At 69.5% G+C, this 17,949-nt stretch carries 16 protein-coding genes and 1 pseudogene; 13 read left to right on the top strand and 4 right to left on the bottom strand.

The genetic code is table 11. The features are described from left to right. Window positions 1-105 precede the first annotated feature (105 nt). Window positions 106-444 (top strand): hypothetical protein, encoded by a 339-nt coding sequence (locus NQO67_RS34825; protein ID WP_255954431.1) that lies wholly within the window; start codon window positions 106-108, stop codon window positions 442-444. A gap of 75 nt (window positions 445-519) precedes the next feature. Here NQO67_RS34825 and NQO67_RS34820 read toward each other — a convergent pair whose 3' ends face one another. After that, window positions 520-846, bottom strand: a complete 327-nt coding sequence (locus NQO67_RS34820; protein ID WP_255954430.1) for a hypothetical protein — start codon at window positions 844-846, stop codon at window positions 520-522. 480 nt (window positions 847-1,326) lie between these two features. Between NQO67_RS34820 and NQO67_RS34815 the strand changes: the two genes are divergently transcribed. From NQO67_RS34815 to NQO67_RS34805, 3 genes and pseudogenes are all read left to right on the top strand, one after another. Next, entirely contained in the window at window positions 1,327-1,575 is a 249-nt protein-coding gene (locus tag NQO67_RS34815) for a hypothetical protein (RefSeq protein WP_255954429.1), read from the top strand. Window positions 1,576-1,592: 17 nt separating this feature from the next. Continuing rightward, a pseudogene (locus NQO67_RS34810) lies at window positions 1,593-2,897 on the top strand (putative T7SS-secreted protein); the annotation flags it as partial. A gap of 48 nt (window positions 2,898-2,945) precedes the next feature. Then, on the top strand, window positions 2,946-3,461 hold the full coding sequence (locus NQO67_RS34805) for a hypothetical protein (RefSeq protein WP_255954427.1): 516 nt from the start codon (window positions 2,946-2,948) through the stop codon (window positions 3,459-3,461). A 58-nt stretch (window positions 3,462-3,519) separates the two neighbouring features. On the opposite strand, the gene NQO67_RS34800 is transcribed toward NQO67_RS34805, so the two are convergent. After that, window positions 3,520-4,233 carry a hypothetical protein gene (locus NQO67_RS34800; protein WP_255954426.1) on the bottom strand — a complete coding sequence of 238 codons (714 nt, stop codon included), beginning with the start codon at window positions 4,231-4,233 and terminating at the stop codon, window positions 3,520-3,522. 168 nt (window positions 4,234-4,401) lie between these two features. Between NQO67_RS34800 and NQO67_RS34795 the strand changes: the two genes are divergently transcribed. Next, complete coding sequence (locus NQO67_RS34795) at window positions 4,402-4,755, top strand: DUF4333 domain-containing protein (protein ID WP_255954425.1); 354 nt, start codon at window positions 4,402-4,404, stop codon at window positions 4,753-4,755. Window positions 4,756-4,941: 186 nt separating this feature from the next. On the opposite strand, the gene NQO67_RS34790 is transcribed toward NQO67_RS34795, so the two are convergent. Further along, complete coding sequence (locus NQO67_RS34790; protein ID WP_305126641.1) at window positions 4,942-6,669, bottom strand: bifunctional metallophosphatase/5'-nucleotidase; 1,728 nt, start codon at window positions 6,667-6,669, stop codon at window positions 4,942-4,944. Between the two features lie 432 nt (window positions 6,670-7,101). Here NQO67_RS34790 and NQO67_RS34785 point away from each other — a divergent pair, with 432 nt between their 5' ends. From NQO67_RS34785 to NQO67_RS34755, 7 genes are all read left to right on the top strand, one after another. Further along, window positions 7,102-7,662 (top strand): MarR family winged helix-turn-helix transcriptional regulator, encoded by a 561-nt coding sequence (locus NQO67_RS34785; RefSeq protein ID WP_255954423.1) that lies wholly within the window; start codon window positions 7,102-7,104, stop codon window positions 7,660-7,662. 202 nt (window positions 7,663-7,864) lie between these two features. After that, window positions 7,865-9,046 (top strand): cytochrome P450, encoded by a 1,182-nt coding sequence (locus NQO67_RS34780; protein ID WP_255954537.1) that lies wholly within the window; start codon window positions 7,865-7,867, stop codon window positions 9,044-9,046. Between the two features lie 74 nt (window positions 9,047-9,120). Then, window positions 9,121-9,315: a ferredoxin gene (locus tag NQO67_RS34775; protein WP_255954422.1), complete on the top strand. Its 195-nt coding sequence runs from the start codon at window positions 9,121-9,123 to the stop codon at window positions 9,313-9,315. Next, window positions 9,312-10,529: an NAD(P)/FAD-dependent oxidoreductase gene (locus NQO67_RS34770; RefSeq protein ID WP_374119235.1), complete on the top strand. Its 1,218-nt coding sequence runs from the start codon at window positions 9,312-9,314 to the stop codon at window positions 10,527-10,529. The genes NQO67_RS34775 and NQO67_RS34770 overlap by 4 nt, the downstream gene beginning before the upstream one ends. A 172-nt stretch (window positions 10,530-10,701) precedes the next feature. Then, window positions 10,702-11,664, top strand: coding sequence for a mycothiol synthase (mshD, locus tag NQO67_RS34765; protein WP_255954421.1), 963 nt, complete (start codon window positions 10,702-10,704; stop codon window positions 11,662-11,664). 178 nt (window positions 11,665-11,842) lie between these two features. Then, window positions 11,843-14,275, top strand: coding sequence for an RNA degradosome polyphosphate kinase (locus tag NQO67_RS34760; protein WP_374119234.1), 2,433 nt, complete (start codon window positions 11,843-11,845; stop codon window positions 14,273-14,275). A gap of 279 nt (window positions 14,276-14,554) precedes the next feature. Next, entirely contained in the window at window positions 14,555-15,874 is a 1,320-nt protein-coding gene (locus tag NQO67_RS34755; RefSeq protein ID WP_255954419.1) for a CHAD domain-containing protein, read from the top strand. A 184-nt stretch (window positions 15,875-16,058) separates the two neighbouring features. On the opposite strand, the gene NQO67_RS34750 is transcribed toward NQO67_RS34755, so the two are convergent. Then, on the bottom strand, window positions 16,059-16,490 hold the full coding sequence (locus NQO67_RS34750) for an NUDIX hydrolase (protein ID WP_255954418.1): 432 nt from the start codon (window positions 16,488-16,490) through the stop codon (window positions 16,059-16,061). 270 nt (window positions 16,491-16,760) lie between these two features. Here NQO67_RS34750 and pstS point away from each other — a divergent pair, with 270 nt between their 5' ends. Beyond that, window positions 16,761-17,885, top strand: a complete 1,125-nt coding sequence (pstS, locus tag NQO67_RS34745) for a phosphate ABC transporter substrate-binding protein PstS (RefSeq protein ID WP_255954417.1) — start codon at window positions 16,761-16,763, stop codon at window positions 17,883-17,885. Window positions 17,886-17,949: the final 64 nt, after the last annotated feature.

Below are 17,949 nucleotides of genomic sequence, written 5' to 3'. Positions count from 1 at the left end.
GCAGTTATCACGTTCTGTAGCAGCGTACGCCGAATGCGTAACCATGAATCATCAAACGGAAATTACGGAACGAGAGCCGCAGAGACCACGCAAGGAGCATCACGGATGATCGACCGAGGGTCCGGCCGCAACGGCGGCGTGACACCGCAACACCCCCCACTCCGCCTGCTCCCCTGGACCGGAGAGAACGGCAAGCCGTGCTACCTCAACACCGACGATGAGGACAGCCTCATGTCCCAGCTCGCCGACGACATCGAGGCGGCGCAGTTGGACTCGGGGACGCGGGTGCTCGCGGGCGCGCGGGCGGTGCTGGGCGACGCGAAGGCGGGTGAGCGCGCCGTGCGGTTCGCCCTCATCCGGTCCACGGAGTCGTTGGAGGAGGTGCTGCGCATTGCGGACAGCCGGGGCGGACGGCTGGTGGCCGGCCAGCTGGGCGAGACGTGACCTGACGCGGAGGCGTCACCGACGATGAACACGAGAGTGGTCATACCGACCAGGCCAACGCGCGGGCGAAGCCGGTCAGGACGCCTTCCCCACCCGCCGCTTCATGCGCCTGGCGCGCCGTCGCTCGCCGATGGCGAGGCCGGTGAAGACGAACGTCAGCGGGCAGCTGATTAGGAACAGAAGCTCCTGGTTGCGTTCGTGGTCGTGGACCATCTCGTCGTAGGAGCCACCGCCGCTGCCAATGCAGGCGTCGCCGGGCTGCATCCACTGGTGGTCGCATCTCGGCCGGTAGTCGTCGGAGGCGCCCGGCACGAACACCCGCACGTTGGCGAGCGCGAAAATCGCGGCGACGACCGCCCACAGCACGAACCAGGCGGTTCGCTTGGTGGTGGCCTTGGCCATGGTCGCTCCTGTCACACCGGGGTGTCCCCACCCGATCACGAACGTCTAGTGACGCCTCATCGGACGATATGACGTCGCGTCAGGGGCGCGCGGTTGCAGTCCGCCCTCCCGCGCTCGCGGGGGCGCTGTCCGCCGGGCGAAAGAGTCATTGCACCGCTCAGATCCGGTCAACCGACGCGGCCGAAAGCGGTGCGTCCACCACCGACTGCGCCATCAGTAGTCGCCCGGCCGCCCCCGGGACGACGCGCCGACCAGCGGATTAGTTCTGTAGCCAATACAGAAAGGAACGGTTGAGCGGCAGGTGACCAGGGCTGTGACCCGCCCAGAACGACAACTTCCAGTGCATGTCGGGTGCTAGCGTGCGCTGCTCGACAAAGAAGTGGCTCCGCACAAGGCGGAGTTAATAAAACGGGGGGATCTGCCGTGGCTGGCGATCTGGGAGTAAGTCCAGGCACTCTCAAAAAGGGTGGGGCGGACATTTTGGAAATTCTCAAACCGGTCAAGAAGGTGGACTTAGGCGATCCGGCGGAAGGTGCCCCGAAGCTCGGGGACGACGACGCGGCAGCGGCGTTGGTGACCTTCTGCGCGACGTGGGAGTCGGGGTCCGCGTTCCTCGCCAACTGTGCGGCGACCTTGGCCGAGGGCCTGCACAAGGCCAACGGTGACTACGAGGACACGGACTTGGCGATCAAGCAGGCAGTCAAGTCCGTCAAGACGGTGCTGGTCTAGGCGCGGGCGGGGGAAGCGCAGCCATGGGAAGCAGCCTCGGGTCGACGGACGACCCAAAGGACCTCATCCCGGGAGAGCCCGGCAAGCTGGACGACCTCGAGAGCGACCTCAACAAGTGGGCCAAGAAGTTCAATGACATCGGCGACGCCCTGCGCGACCTGCGCATCAAGGGCTGGATCGGCGAGGCCAGCAATGTCTTCTGGCCCACCTTGGCCAAGGAGAAGAAGAACTGGTACTTCGCGAGCGACGCGATGTCCGGAGCCTCCGCGGCGGTCAAGACCTACGCCTCCACTCTGACCTGGGCACAGGGTCAGGCCCGGACGGCGATCCTCACGTGGAAGGACGGGGACCACGAGGGCGCCGAACACCTGCTGAGTTCCGCGCGCAAGCAGCTCAAGGAGGCGGCCGACGCGCTGACCAAGAAGCTTGACGACCTCGCGGGGAGCGCAGCCGACAGCCCCGACTGGCTCGTGGCGACCAGGAGCGGCGTCGACGCCAAGAAGTGGTGGGAAGACCACAACGTCGCCAAGAGTGCCATTTCTCCCTCGGCATGGACCAAGGAGAAGAAGAAGTGGAAAAAGGACGAGGCCAGCCACTGGCGCCGCAGGGAAAAGCAGTTCGGTAAGGACGACGACGGTAACTGGTACCTGCGGAACAAGCCCGGCGAGTCCGAGGACGGCGACGGAGCCACCCCCGGCAAGAAACCCGACGTGGAAATCAAGCTGGCCGAGTGGTCGGGGAAGGCCAACGCCTGGGAGGCCGGCGTCTCTGGTGAGACGAAAGCAGGCGGTATCACGTTGAAGGGCGGGGCGGGCATCGCGGTGCTCGGCGCCGACGGCTCCGTCGGTGCGAGCGTCACAAACGGCCGGGCACAGGTCGGCGCCTCGGGGTCCGCCTACCTGGCACAGGCCTACGCAAACGGCAGCATGGAAAAAGGCATTTTCGCTCTCCAAGGCGAGGGCAAGGCCTACGTCGGCGCCGACGCGTCGGTGAAGGCGTCCGTCGGCAAGGACGGACTGCACGCCGGTGCTGAGGCGTTCGCGGGAGGGAAGGTCTCCGGGTCGGGATCCGCCGACATCGGAGGCATTGGCGTCGGTGGGACCGCGGAGGGATGGGCGGGTGTGGGCGCCGAGGCCAATGCGGACCTGGGCATGAAGGACGGCAAGTTCACCATCGGCGGAGAAGCCGGGATCGGGCTGGGACTCGGCGGCAAGGTCGGCGGCAACATCACCGTCGATCCTGGCAAGGTGGTCGACACGCTCGGTGACGCGGGACATGCCGTGGGCGGCGCCTGGGACCACACGGTCGGCAGCTTGCTCTAAGTCCTGTCCTGACCTCGGTCGACGTTCACTGGAAGATGGGGATTCACCATGACAGCCACCTTGCCGATCAAGCTTTCCTTCGCACTGCCGGGCGGCTGGCAGGCGGCACCGCCGGACGAGGTGGGAGCGCCCAACGTCGCCTTTGTCGCCATCCATCCCGCCTCCATCGACGGCGGGTTCACGGCGAACATCACCATCTCCGGCACGATGCGCAACGACGGCGCCACCATGTCGCAGATCGCCGACGAGGCCGTGCCCAGGCTGGCGCAGGGTGGGCCCGTGCGGGTCGTCAGCAAGACCAACGTGGGCACACCGGACATCCCAGGTCTGACGGACTCGCCTGGGGTGGTCCAGAACGTCATTCTCTCCACCACCTTGCGGGGAGAGCCCATAGAGCTGTGCCAGAGCCAGGTGTACCTCGGCATGGAGGACGTCAACCATCCGGCGCAGCGCGCGGTGATCGAGATCGTACTCACCGCGAAGCGGAACCAACTCGACGAGGTCGTCGGCGACTTCCAGGAGTTCCTTGGCACGGTACGTCCGGAGAACGAGGCCCCTGCCTAGCGTCTCGTCATCCGCTTCGCGCCGTCCTGGCGCCGATCCAGGAGGCACTCGGTTTCGTTCAGGCCGCAGTCCATGCCTGCGTGGGAATCCGGTCCAGCACGTCGCACAGGTAGTTCAAGCCCTCTTCGAGGGCGTGTGGAGACAGGGTGCCCTTGTACCACGTGAACAACTCGTCCTGGCGAAGTTCAAGCTCGAACCTCTTGGCGCGTGGATCAGTGAGCAGGAAAGACACCACGGAGTCACTCAGGAGGTTTCGGACCCATGCTTCGTCTCCGGTGACAACGCGAAATTTCTCATCAAATTCGGGGATGCCGAGCCGTATGCTGGGCCTCCGGTCCAGCAGCACGTTCAGCTTGCTCGGTTGGAGAATCTCCGTGGCCGGCCCCGAGCCAGGTACCGAGACCATGAGTAACGTGTGGATGATGGGCCGTTTCTTACCTTCGCCCAGATCACCAGAAGCATTGACGGCGCGGTACTCGAAGCTCGCGAAGGCGCGGTCACGGAACTCCCCCGTGATGTGGTGCCAGGCGCTCAGGCCCGACCCGCTGCCAGGCATGGGCCCCACGCCACAGTACCGAGTGGCCTGTCCCCGCGCGCGTTGCTCATGTGTCCAGCCATGTTCCGCGGTGAACCGGCCGAGCTCCGACCAGCCCTGTCGGATGCGCTTGTCCTCCTTGTTCGAGCTGATGAACATCCGGATGACCAGGACGAACATTCCTGCGATGGCAGCGAAGAAGAACACATTCAGCAAAATTCCCAGCAGTTGGTCCATGACTTGAGATTATTGCGGACATCATGTGCCGCTGTGAACCGAAGACCGGCAGCGGTCAAGGCCCCTGGCGGACGGACGCGTCGCCAGGCGTCCGTCCGCCAGGCGGCAGAGAATGAGCGCACGCCCACGGCTCCCGGTTTCTCCGGAAGAACAGAAAAGGAACTCACGATGATCAAGACCCGTCCGTCCGCGGCAAAATGCGGCCTCTCGGCCGTGGCCACGGCCGCGCTGCTCGCCGGCTGCTCGGCATCAGTCAGCGTGGGAGAGACCACCCCGAAGATGTCCAAGGAAAAGCTGGCTGACACGGTCGCCGAGCGGCTCGCCGCCAAGATGAATCAGCCCAAGCCGGACATGGCCTGCCCCGAAGACCTCGAAGGGAAGAAGGGCACCACCACTCGTTGCACGCTCACGGCGTCCGACGGCAGCACCCTGGGTGTGACGGTCACGGTGACCTCGGTCGACGGGGACAACATCAAGTTCGACATCCAGGCCGACGACACGCCCACGCCGGCGGCGGGCTGACGACACACGTGGACGTTCCCTGGTCACACCAGCGTCCCTGACAACCCATCAGGGGCGACAGGCCCAAGCCCACCGCCCCCGAAGTCCCGCGTACCACCGCGGGAACCGGAACCGTTACCGGAACCAGAGCGGGAACCAGAACCGGAACCAGAACCGTTACCGGTGCCGCTCTTGCTACGGCTACCGCTACCCCACCACCGTGATCCGGTCCGCTGCCGGTACCGGCAGCGGTGCGTCCGCTGATGACTTCGCCGTCAGGTAGTCCGCGAGTGCGGCCAGGTCGTCCTCGCCGACCAGCGGGTTCGTGCCCTTGGCCAGCTCCGGGAAGCCGTCGCCGCCGCCGGCGAGGAAGCTGTTCATCGCGACCCGGTAGGTGGCCGCCGGGTCGATCGCCACGCCGTTCAGCTTCACGGAGTCGGTGACCACGCGGTCCGCGCCCGACTTGGTCATGTCGAGGGTGTACGTGAGACCGTCGGAGATCTGGAGGATCTTCGGTGATGCCTCGTTGGCCCCGCTGACCTGCTGCTGGAGCACCGTGATCAGCTGGGCGCCGGTGAGGTCGGCCAGGTTGACCGTGTTGCTGAACGGCTGGACCGTGAACGCCTCGCCGTACGTCACCACCCCGTCGCCCTCGCTGCCGCTCGCCGCGTACGTCAGGTCGGCTCGGACGCCGCCCGGGTTCATCAACGCGATGACGGACTTGTCGTCGAGCGACTTGGCGTGCGCGAGCTGGGCGTCGGCGATCAGGTCGCCGAGCGGCTCCTCGGGGGCGTCACCTTTGCTGATGTCGGCCGCGATGTAGCCGATGGGGCGGTTGGCGACGGGCTCGGCCAGCTTGTTCCAGCGGTCGATGAGGGCCGTCATGTCGGCGGCCTTGGGCTGGTCGCGGGTGACCACGTGGTTCGCCGACTCGACGCTGGTGCGCACGATGTCACCGGTGCGGCGGTCGTAGGTCAGCGTGGTGTCGGTGTAGAGGCGGCCGAAGGACGACGCCGAGGTGACCATGCGCGGCCGGCCGGACGGGTCCGGGATCGTGCACACGTAGGCCTGGTGGGTGTGGCCCGTGACCAGCGCGTCGACCTTGGGCGATATGCCCTTGGCGATGTCCACGATCGGTCCCGAGACGCCGTCGCCGGCGCCCGGGGAGTCACAGTCGTAGTTGTACGAGGTGGAGGCCGGCATGCCGCCCTCGTGGATGAGCGCGACGATGGACTTCACGCCCTGCCGGTCCAGTTCCTTGGCGTACTTGTTGACCGTCTCGATCTCGTCGTGGAACTTCAGGCCCTTGACGCCCTCGGCCGACACGATGTTCGGCGTGCCCTCCAGCGTCACACCGATGAAGCCGATCTTGACGCCGTTGTGCTTCCACACCCAGTACGGTTTGAGGATCGGCTTGCCGGTCTTCTCGTCCGTCACATTGGCCGTGAGGTAGGGGAAGTCGGCGCCCTCGAACGTCTTGCCCTGCTCGAAGCAGCCGTCCTCGGGGTGGCAGCCGCCGTTCTGCATGCGGGCCAGCTCGGTGGCGCCCTCGTCGAACTCGTGGTTGCCGACGCTGGTGACGTCCAGCCCGAGGCCGTTCATCGCCTCGATGGTGGGCTCGTCGTGGAAGAGGCCGGAGAGCAGCGGGCTGGCGCCGATCAGGTCGCCCGCCGCCGTGGTCACCGAGTACGGGTGGCCCTCGCGTGCCGTCCGCAGCGAGCTGGCCAGGTACTCGACGCCCCCCGCCGCGACCTGCTTCGTCGTGCCGTCCGGCCCGGTCTCGGCGATCTGGCCGGACGAACCGGTGGGGGGCTGGAGATTGCCGTGGAAGTCGTTGAACGACAGCATCTGCACGTCGACCGTGCGGGACGCGGCACCCGCTGGGCTGTGCTCGACCTGGCCGGCCTGCGCGCCGTTCGGCAGCGTCGCGAGCATCGCACCCCCCGTGGCCAGACCGGCGAGAGCGGTGAGAAGTCGCTGCGTACGTTGGCTTTTGCGCCGATGGCGAGCCCTCGATGACACGTTTCCCCCTGGGTGTGACGCTGGTTCTGGAGCCTCGACGGCCGGCTCCGAACCGCTGCTGCGGGTCCGCAGGCCAAATTCCGCCGTACGGCAGCTTATGGTCAACGCGCGTAGTCATACAGGGGCTTGCAGATGACGGTCCGATTACTGTGACCCTCGCTTCCGCTTTGCCGGGAATATCCACGGGGAAGGGCTGACCGGCCGCCGGGGCGGCACCGTCACGATCCGACCTTCCGGTGGCAGTAACTTCATATCCCTATGCAAAATGTGAAGAGAATCAGGCCAAGTCTCGCCGTTCCCCCAGATTGATTGTTTGGTTGTATAGGCCAAGGATATAAATCAAGGGTGGAACGAGCAGGGTACGAGCACGAGCACAGGGATGAGCACGACCGCGAGCCTCGCCACGGGCACGGCCACGGGCACGGCCACGGGCACGGCCACGAACGGGATCGCGAGCGCATCGCCGAGTCGATCGAGCGGGTGGCCAAGCTGATGGTGCGCCATGTGAGCGCACGGCAGGACCTCAGCCTCATCGCCGGCGCGGTGCTCTCCACGCTCGAAGGTGAAGGCCCGGTCCGCCTCACCGCACTGGCGGCCGCGGAAGGCGTCAGCCAGCCGTCCATGACCCAGCTCGTCCAACGGCTGGTACGGCAGGAGCTGGCCACCCGGGTGCCCGATCCCGAGGACGGTCGTGCCGCGCTGGTCGACATCACCGACGCGGGCCGCGCGCTGCTGTTCGAGCTGCGTCAGGCCCGGCGGAGCCGGCTGGCGGCGCTGCTGGAGACCCTGCCCGCCGAGGACGAGGCCGCCCTCGCGCTCGCCATGCACGTCGCCCTGCCCATCGTCGAGAGGCTGATCGACAACGCCGACCGGATCTCCCCGCCCGGCCCGAACCCCCCGCCCTGACCTGCCGACATCTGCCCTGATTGGGTGCCGACACCCGCCCCGCCCCGTGCCGACACCTGCTCTGACCAGTGCCGACCCGCGGACCCCGATCCCCCCGGTCCGCGGCACCCCCACCCCCAGGAGGTACTGAACCGTGAGCGACGTCTCCGTGCTGTCCGGCGAACTGTCCGACGAATCGACCTCCGGCCTACCGGAGTTCCCGATGCCCCGAGCGGCCGGCTGCCCGTTCGACCCGGCGCCCGCGCTCGGGGCGATGCTGGCCGACGGCACGATCACCAAGGTCCGGTTGTGGGACGGCAAGACGCCCTGGGTGGTCACGCGCCACGCCGACCAGCGCGCGCTGCTGTCCGACCCGCGCATCAGCGCCGACGTGACCCTGCCGGCGTACCCGCACACCACCGCGGGGCAGAAGGCCGCCCGCACGCAGGCGACGTCCTTCATCGCCATGGACGACCCGGAGCACGCCCGGCTGCGCCGGATGGTGACCAGCCCGTTCGCGATCAGGCGGGTGGAGGCGCTCCGGCCGGCCATCCAGAAGATCGTGGACGATCTGATCGACGCCATGCTGGCCGGCCCGAAACCCGTCGACCTGGTCAACGCCTTCGCGCTTCCGGTGCCGTCGCTGGTGATCTGCGAACTGCTCGGTGTGCCGTACGCCGACCACGAGTTCTTCCAGGCCAACAGCAAGATCACGATCAACCGCAACTCCACGGCGGAGGAGTCGCTGGCGGCCCAGCGGCGGATCATCGACTACCTGGAGGACCTGGTCGGCGAGAAGCTCGCCCATCCCGGCGACGACCTGCTCTCCGACCTGGCCGTGAAGCGCGTGGCGACCGGTGAGCTGACGCGGCACGAGGCGGCGAAGATGGGCCGGCTGCTGCTCGTCGCCGGGCACGAGACCACCGCGAACATGATCGCCCTGGGCACCCTGGCCCTGCTCCAGCACCCCGACCAGCTCACCCGGGTCCGCGAAGCCGACGACCCCAAGCAGCTCGCCCGGGCCGTGGAGGAGCTGTTGCGCTATCTGACGATCGTGCACTCCGGACGCCGTCGCGTCGCGCTGGAGGACATCGAGATCGGCGGGCAGACCATCCGGGCCGGCGACGGCGTCGTCTTCCCCACCGACGTCGGCAACCGGGACACCGCCGCCTTCCCCGACCCCGACCGGCTGGACGTCGACCGCGAAGCCCGGCACCACCTCGCCTTCGGCTACGGCGTGCACCAGTGCCTGGGGCAGCCCCTGGCCCGCGTCGAACTCCAGGTCGTCTACGGCACGCTCTACCGCCGTATCCCCGGCCTGCGCCTGGCGGTGGACCTCGACCAGGTGCCGTTCAAGCACGACGCGCTCGTCTACGGCGTGTACGAACTGCCCGTGACCTGGTGACCCGGAGGCTCGGTGACCCGTTGCGCCCGCCCCCGTCGTCCGAACCGCCCGAATCGTCCGAGGAGGAACCTCCGGTGAAAGTAACGATCGATCAGGACAGGTGCGTCGGCGCCGGCCAGTGCGTCCTCGCGGCCGACGACGTGTTCGACCAGCGTGAGGACGACGCCGTCGTCGTACTGCTCGACGACAACCCGCCCACGGAGCGGGCCGAGGACGTCCGGCAGGCCGCCCTGCTGTGCCCGGCACTCGCCATCACCGTCGAGGAATGAGCATGCCGCTGCACCGGGTGGTCGTCGTGGGGGCCTCGGCCGCGGGTCTGACCGCCGCCGAGGCCCTGCGCCGCCGCGGCTTCGACGGCACGGTGACGCTGATCGGCGACGAACCCCATCCGCCCTACGATCGTCCGCCGCTGTCCAAGCAGGTCCTCGCCGGCTCCTGGCAACCCGAGCGGGCCGCGCTGCGCGACGACACGGCGCTCGACGCCCTCGACGCCGAGTTCCTGCTGGGCCGGCGTGCGGTGGGCCTGGACGTCGACCGGCGGCGCGTGCTGCTCGACGGCGACGGCCACGACGGCCACGTCGGTCACGTCGGTCACGTCGACTACGACGCCGTGGTCATCGCCACCGGGGTGCGGCCCCGCAGCCTGCCCGGTGCCGATCTGGCCGGTGTGCACCTGCTCCGCACCCTCGATGACGCGCTGGCGCTGCGCACCCGGTTGCTGGGCGATCCGAAGGTGGTCGTCGTCGGCGCCGGTTTCCTCGGCTGCGAAGTGGCCGCCGCGGCCCGCACGATGGGCCGCGACGTCACGGTGGTCGACCCCGCCCCCGCGCCCCTGCACCGCCTCTTCGGCGACCGGATCGGCGCACGGGCCGCAGAACTGCACCGCGACCACGGGGTGGTGCTGCGCCTCGGGGTGGGCGTGACCCGTTTCCGGTCGGCCGCCGGGCGGGTGATCGGGCTCGAACTTGCCGACGGCTCGGCGCTGGACGCCGACGTCGTCGTCCTCGCGGTCGGCGCCGCCCCGGCGACCGGCTGGCTGGCCGACTCCGGTCTGCCGCTGGCCGACGGCGTCGTCTGCGACGACCGGTGCCGGGCGGCGCCGCACGTCTACGCCGCCGGCGACGTGGCCTCCTGGCACAATCCGCTCTTCGGCACCCGCATGCGGGTCGAGCACCGCATGAACGCCACGGAGCAGGCGATGGCCGTCGCCGGGAACCTGCTGGGCGACGACCGCCCGTTCGCACCCGTCCCCTACTTCTGGACGGACCAGTACGACACCAAGATCCAGGCGTACGGCATCTTCCCGGCCGGCGCCCCGTGCCAGATCACGCACGGCGACCCGGACGAGCACCGGTTCGTCGCCAGCTACGGGTACCAGGGCAGGGTGGTCGGCGTGCTCGGCTGGAACAGCCCGCGCGAGGTACGCACGATGCGCCGGCTGATCACCGAACACGCCCCCTGGCCCACGGCGGCCACGGTCTGAGCCACTTCTGACCACTTCTGACCACTTCTGAGCCACGGTTCGAGCAGCGGTCCACCGCGGTCCGGCCGCCGCCCCGAGCGGTGGCCGGACCGCAGCCCCGCCGGGTGACCACCGCCCGGCACCGAGGCAGCCCATCCCCTCTCACGACGCCACCCGCCGTAATCTCGTACTCATGACCAACATCCCCACGCCCCCGCCCCTGCGGCGCATCGAGACCGTCGACGAACTCGCCCCTGCGCAGGCCGAAGCCGCGCTGGCGCTGATCGCCGAGGCGGCGCAGGTCGACGGGCAGACGGCGGTCTCCGAACAGGGCCGGTTGCGGTTGCGCGGCGGCCCGCGCGCGGGCGTGCGGCACCTGCTGCTCTCGATGGACGGCGAACTCCTCGGCTACGCCCAGCTGGAGGAGACCGACCCGGTGGAGGCCCCCGCCGCCGAGCTGGTCGTCGCGCCCGCCCACCGCGGCCGCGGGCACGGCAGGGCGCTCGGCACCGCGCTGCTCGCGGAGACCGGCAAGCGGCTGCGCATCTGGGCGCACGGCGGGCACTCGGCGGCCCGGCACCTGGCGCAGGTGCTCGGCATGACGCTCTTTCGCGAACTGCGCCAGATGCGCCGCCCGTTGACCGGACTCGCCCTGCCGGAGCCGGTGCTCCCGCCGGATGTGCGGGTGCGCGCGTTCGTGCCCGGCGCGGACGACGCGGAGTGGCTCGCGGTGAACGCCGAGGCGTTCTCCCACCACCCCGAGCAGGGGTCGCTCACCCAGCGTGACCTGGACGACCGCAAGGCCGAGCCATGGTTCGACCCCGCGGGGTTCTTCCTCGCCGAACGGACCGCTGGGCCGGCCGCCGCGGGTGCGGTGGGACAGCCCGCGCAGGGCCGGATCATCGGGTTCCACTGGACCAAGGTGCACGCCGAGGACCAGCTGGGCGAGGTCTACGTGCTCGGGGTGCGCCCCGGCGCGCAGGGCGGCGGCCTCGGGCGCGCGCTCACCCTCATCGGGCTACGGCACCTCGCCGCCGCCGGGCTGCCCACGGCGATGCTCTACGTGGACGCGGACAACACCGCCGCGGTGCGGGTGTACGAACGGCTCGGGTTCACCACGTACGAGACGGACCTGATGTACAGGACGGAGACCTGACGGCGACGCACGGGAGCCATGCCCGTTATGCATGGTAATCGCATGCTGTATGCACCATCGACATACGTCGCCCTGCACGCATTCGGCATACATATGGATGCCGGGGAGTCGTCCCACGATGTCCTGCACGTCATATCGCCGTAACCATCGATTCAGACTGGCTTGCGACCCTCGCGGAATGCAGCCCGCTGTGTCCGAACCGCCACCGAACGGGACGTCCCGGCCGACCTCCGTGCCGTCTGGCGAGCCCGCAAGGCGGCCTGCGCGGAACAATGGGTTCATGAAGCACCCCGACGCGCAGACACCGGCCCCGGTCCAGCACGCGCAGCCCTCCGTGGGCTCCCTGGCTGCGCACCGGCCACACACCGTGGCCACGTCCAGCCCGGGTCTCGAGCCGGATCTCGACGCCGACCTCGACGTCTACGAGGAAGAGCGGAAGGGTGCAGGGGGCACGGAGTTGCCCGAGGGGCGCTTCCTCGATCGGGAGCGCAGCTGGCTCGCCTTCAACGAGCGGGTGCTGGAGCTCGCCGAGGATCCGCAGACCCCGCTCCTGGAGCGGGCCAACTTCCTGGCGATCTTCGCCAGCAACCTGGACGAGTTCTTCATGGTCCGGGTCGCGGGCCTGAAGCGGCGCATCGCCACCGGCGTGGCCACCCGCTCCGCCTCCGGCCTCCAGCCACGCGAGGTGCTGGAGATGATCTGGGCCCGCGCCCGGGAGCTCATGGCCCGGCACGCCGCCTGCTACCAGGAGGACGTCGCCCCGGCGCTCGCCGACGAGGGCATCCACCTGGTCCGCTGGAGCGAGCTCACCGAGAAGGAGCAGGCGGGCCTCTTCACGCTCTTCAGGAACCGGATCTTCCCGGTCCTCACCCCGCTCGCGGTCGACCCCGCGCACCCCTTCCCGTACATCTCGGGCCTCTCGCTGAACCTGGCCGTGGTGGTGCGCAACCCGGTCAGCGGCCACCGGCACTTCGCCCGGGTGAAGGTGCCGCCGCTGCTCTCCCGCTTCCTGGAGGCCTCCCCGCAGCGGTACGTCCCCGTGGAGGACGTCATAGCCGCGCACCTGGAGGAGCTGTTCCCCGGCATGGAGGTGCTGGAGCACCACATGTTCCGGCTGACCAGGAACGAGGACCTGGAGGTCGAGGAGGACGACGCCGAGAACCTGCTCCAGGCGCTGGAGAAGGAGCTGATGCGGCGCCGCTTCGGGCCGCCGGTGCGCCTGGAGGTCGAGGAGACCATCGACCGGTACGTCCTGGACCTGCTGGTGCGTGAGCTGAAGATCAGCGAGGCGGAGGTCTACCCGCTGCCCGGCCCGCTCGACCTCACCGGCCTCTTCGGCATCGCGTCGCTGGACCGCCCCGAGCTGAAGTTCCCGAAGTTCGTGGCCGGCACCCACCGCGAACTGGCCGAGGTCGAGTCCGCGTCGGCGCCGGACATCTTCGCTGCGCTGCGCGAGCGCGACGTGCTGCTGCACCATCCCTACGACTCGTTCTCCACCTCCGTCCAGGCGTTCCTGGAGCAGGCCGCGGCCGACCCGGACGTGCTGGCGATCAAGCAGACCCTGTACCGGACCTCCGGTGACTCGCCGATCGTGGACGCGCTGATAGACGCCGCCGAGTCCGGCAAGCAGGTGCTGGTGCTGGTCGAGCTGAAGGCCCGTTTCGACGAGGTCGCCAACATCAAGTGGGCGCGGAAGCTGGAGGAGGCCGGCTGCCACGTCGTGTACGGCCTGGTCGGCCTGAAGACGCACTGCAAGCTGTCGCTGGTGGTGCGCCAGGAGGGCGAGATGCTGCGCCGCTACTCGCACGTCGGCACCGGCAACTACAACCCCAAGACCGCCCGGCTCTACGAGGACCTGGGGCTGCTCACCGCCGACGCCCAGGTCGGCGCCGACCTGAGCGACCTGTTCAACCGCCTCTCGGGCTACTCGCGCCGCGAGACCTACCGCCGGCTGCTGGTCGCGCCGCGGTCCCTGCGGGACGGCCTGATCTCGCGCATCGAGAAGGAGGCGCAGCACCACCGCGCCGGGCGGCCCGCATCGGTACGCATAAAGGTCAACTCGATGGTCGACGAGGCCGTCATCGACGCGCTCTACCTCGCCTCCCGGGCCGGTGTGCCCGTCGACATCTGGGTGCGCGGCATCTGCGCGGTGCGACCGGGCGTGCCGGACCTGTCCGAGACCATACGGGTGCGGTCCGTGCTGGGCCGTTTCCTGGAGCACTCGCGGATCTTCGCCTTCGGCAGCGGCGGTGACCCCGAGGTGTGGATCGGCAGCGCCGACATGATGCACCGCAACCTCGACCGCCGTATCGAGGCCCTCGTCAAGGTCGCGGACCCGGCCCACCGGGCGGCCCTGTGCCGCCTGCTGGACATGGGCATGAGCGACTCCACCGCGTCCTGGCACCTGGGCCCGGACGGCAACTGGACCCGGCACGCAACGGCCACGGACACCACGGACACCACGGACGAATCCGACTCCGCCTCGGGGGACCGCCCGCGTGGGGGGACCCCGAAGGGCTGGGAGATGCCCCCGGCCGGCCGTCCCCTGCGCAACGTGCAGGAGATGCTCATAGACGCCCGGAGGCGCCGGCGTGGCACAGCAACACCATGATCCTGCGGAGCAACGCCGTGATCGTGCAGGTGCCGAGGGGGATGGGCGCCGACGGGGTCCGCGCAGGCCGTGTCCGCGCAGGCCGTGGGGGATCAGGCGCGCGGCGCACGCCCCCGACGGCAGGTGCGCGGCGCGTCCACCACGGAACGGGTGGGCGGCACACCCGCCAGGGATCGGTGGGGCACACCCGCCAGGGGCCGGTGTGGCGGTACACCCGCCAGGGATCGGTTGGGCGGTACATCCGCCAAAGGCCAGGTGGGCGGCACAGGGGGACGGACCATGAGCGAGAGCACCGGCAGCACCGGAGTCGACGCCGACTCCGGGAACGCCCTGAGCACGTACTTGCAGCAGCAGGCAACGGCGTTCCTACGGGCGCTGCGACTGCACCGCGAGAGCGGGGGCGTGGGCAGCGGCGCCGAGGAGTCCGCGCAGGCGGCGCGCGACCTGCGGCACGCCGCGCGCCGGATCGGCGGCACCCTGCACACCTTCCGCCCGCTGCTCGAACCCGACTGGTCCGACGCGCTCCGTGCCGAGCTGGCCTGGCTCTCCGGCACCCTGGGCCACGAGCACGCCAGCGCGGCACGGCTCGAGAGGCTGCTGGCGGCGTTGCACCGGCTGTCCGGCGCCGTACTGGTGCCGGGACCACGCGATCCGGCGACCGGTGGGGCAACGGGGCCCGGGGCGGTGGCGGTACGAGCGGGCGGCGCGGGACGGCCGGCGGGAGGTCCCGCAGGCCTCGGAGGTCCCGACACGTTGCATGGTCAGGCGAGTCAGCAAAGCCCCGGGAGCAGTTCTGCGGGTCCCCCGAATCCGGTGCGTCTCCCGGGCGGCGGGGCACCGTCGGCGGGGAGCCTCACCATCGGTGCAGCGAAGGCCGGCGCCCTGCTGGAACGGCAGCTGACGCTGGTACGGACCCGTGCCCACTCGACGGCCTTGCAGGCCCTCGGATCGTCCCGCTTCCACGCGGTCGCCGACCGGGTCGCCGTGCTGGCCAGCGAGGTGCCGCTGGCGCCGGGCGCCCCGGAGACCGATCTGAAGGTACTGGCCGCCCAGGCGGAGACCCGGCTCGCCGAGGCGGTCACCGCGCTACCGCTCTGCCGGGCCGGGCGCCCCTACAACGCGGACGCGCTGATGTACGGCCTCGCCGCCGAGCCCGTGCCGCAGTCGCAGGACGCCCCCTGGCACCAGGTGCGGTTGCTGCTGCGGCTGCACCGCTATGCGCGCGAGGTGCTGTTCGGCGCGTGCCAGCAGGCAACGGAGGCGTCCGTCGCGTTCCATGACGCCGGCGCGCGGGACGGGCGCGGCACCCCGCGGGAGCGCGCCCAGGAGGCCCGCCCCGCCGAGGCGGCGCACGGCACGAGTGCGCCCGGCGCGGACCCGATCGATCTACGACTCGCCGAGGCCGGGCTGGCGCTGGACCGCCACCGCGACGCGTCCGAGGCCGCCGCAGCGGCTGCCGCGGCGGCCCGCACGCCCCGGATCGCGCCGTCGACCGCGTACGCACTCGGAGTGCTGCACGCCGACCAACGGCACGAAGTGGAAGCGGCACGCTTCGCGTTCCAGGACATCTGGTTGCAGGAGACGGTGAGCCCACGCTGACCGGTGCTTTCACGGTGGCATCGGACGGCGCCGGCGCGGGGGACCGACGCGGGTCCCCCGCGGGTCCCACGCGGGTCCGACGTCGACGCGCCGGTCACAGGGAATCCGCGTGGTGGCAACGGGGCAACCCCAGGAGCCACGCCCGACGATCCGCCCCAGCAGCGCTTCGGTGGCGTTTTCGGCATTATGATTCCCGCTTGTCCGCCTTGATCGCGATGAGCGCGATGTCGATCATGGCCCGGTCCCGTGCATGGGTGAGCTGATCGCGGGCCTGCTCCGGCGCGAGCCAGGCGATGCGGCTGACTTCTCTGTTTTCCCGGAAGCTTCCGCCGGTTGACTCTGCGGCCCAGTACCGGACTTCTTTGGGGCGGCCCTGTGCGTCGACGTAGTGAGCGGAAGGAAGCTCCGTCCCCAGACGGCAGGTGTGTCCGGTCTCCTCCAGGACTTCACGGCAGGCCGCCGCCCGGAACGTCTCGCCACGCTTGAGTTTGCCTTTGGGCCAGGACCAGTCGGCCCACCTGGGCCGGTAGACCAGCGCCAGCTCGATGCCGCCGTCGGCCGCCGACCGGCGCCACAGGACGCAGCCCGCCGCACGGACCACGGAGGTGTGTTCCATGACACCAGTGTTGCCCGATTCCCGACCGCACCAGGTGGACTCCTGGCGTCGACATCCCGTAAGCATTCCGTGACCTAACCAGGCCGCCCGCCGAGGTTCACCCGCCGTTCACTTGCGTCCTTTGGCAGCTTCATCTCATCTGCCTAATTTCGGCCCTACGAACGGTGCTCGCCGCACCCCACAGGCGGCCTCACACCGCCTCTTTCACGAACATGTCAAAGGACTAGGCACGCCGCCCGAGGCAAGGGCGGCTCCCGGAAGGACTCCTCAGTGAAGCTTCAGCGCAAGAATCGGCTTCGCGCTCTGTCACTCGGCGCCGTGGCCGTCTCCGGCGCCCTGGCCCTGACGGCGTGCGGCTCGGACGACACCGGTGGCACCAGCGGTGGCGGTGACACCACGAAGACCAGCTCGATCAAGTGCGACGACGCCAAGGGCGAGCTGCTGGCCGCCGGCTCCAGCGCGCAGAAGAACGCCATCGACGCCTGGGTGAAGAACTACACCGCCGCCTGCAAGGACGTTCGGATCAACTACAACCCGAGCGGTTCCGGCGCCGGCGTCACCTCGTTCCTCCAGGGGCAGACCGCGTTCTCGGGCTCGGACTCGGCGCTGAAGCCCGAGGAGATCAAGCAGTCCCCGAAGGTCTGCAAGAACAGCCAGGCCATCGACCTGCCCATGGTCGGCGGCCCGATCGCGCTCGGCTACAACGTTCCGGGCGTGGACGACCTGGTGCTGGACGCCCCGACGCTGGCGAAGATCTTCGACGGCAAGATCAAGACCTGGGACGAGGCGGCCATCAAGAAGCTCAACCCGGACGCGAAGCTCCCCAGCACCAAGATCCAGCCCTTCCACCGCACCGACGAGTCCGGCACCACGGACAACTTCACCAAGTACCTGAAGGCCGCAGCGCCCGGTGACTGGAAGTACTCGGGCGGCAAGTCCTGGCAGGCCCAGGGCGGCCAGTCCGCCACCGGCTCCTCCGGGCTCGCCCAGCAGGTCAAGCAGACCCCCGGCGCGATCTCGTACTTCGAGCTCTCCTACGCCGGCAGCGACATCAACACCGTCAAGGTCAAGACCCAGGCGTCCCAGCCGGCCGAGGCCACCGTCGACAACGCCTCCAAGGCCATCGCCGAGGCCAAGATCGTCGGCACCGGCCAGGACCTCGCGCTGGACCTGAACTACACGCCGAGCGCCGAGGGCGCCTACCCGATCACCCTCGTCACGTACGAGATCGCCTGCGCGAAGGGCAACAAGGCGGACACCCTGCCCGCCACCAAGTCGTTCCTGACCTACATCGCGAGCGAGGACGGCCAGGCCCTGCTGAAGCAGGCCAGCTACGCGCCGCTCCCCGACGAGATCGCGTCCAAGGTCCGCTCCACGATCGCGGGCCTGAGCTGACCTGAGAGTGCGGGGGAGACCTCCCCCACTGCCCCCTACCTCTGGGCAGTGGGGGAGCCACCCC

This window comes from Streptomyces odontomachi, assembly GCF_024435355.1.
Classification (GTDB): domain Bacteria; phylum Actinomycetota; class Actinomycetes; order Streptomycetales; family Streptomycetaceae; genus Streptomyces; species Streptomyces odontomachi.
Note: the sequence above shows the minus strand (reverse complement) of the source record. Positions and strands in the feature narration are given on the sequence as shown.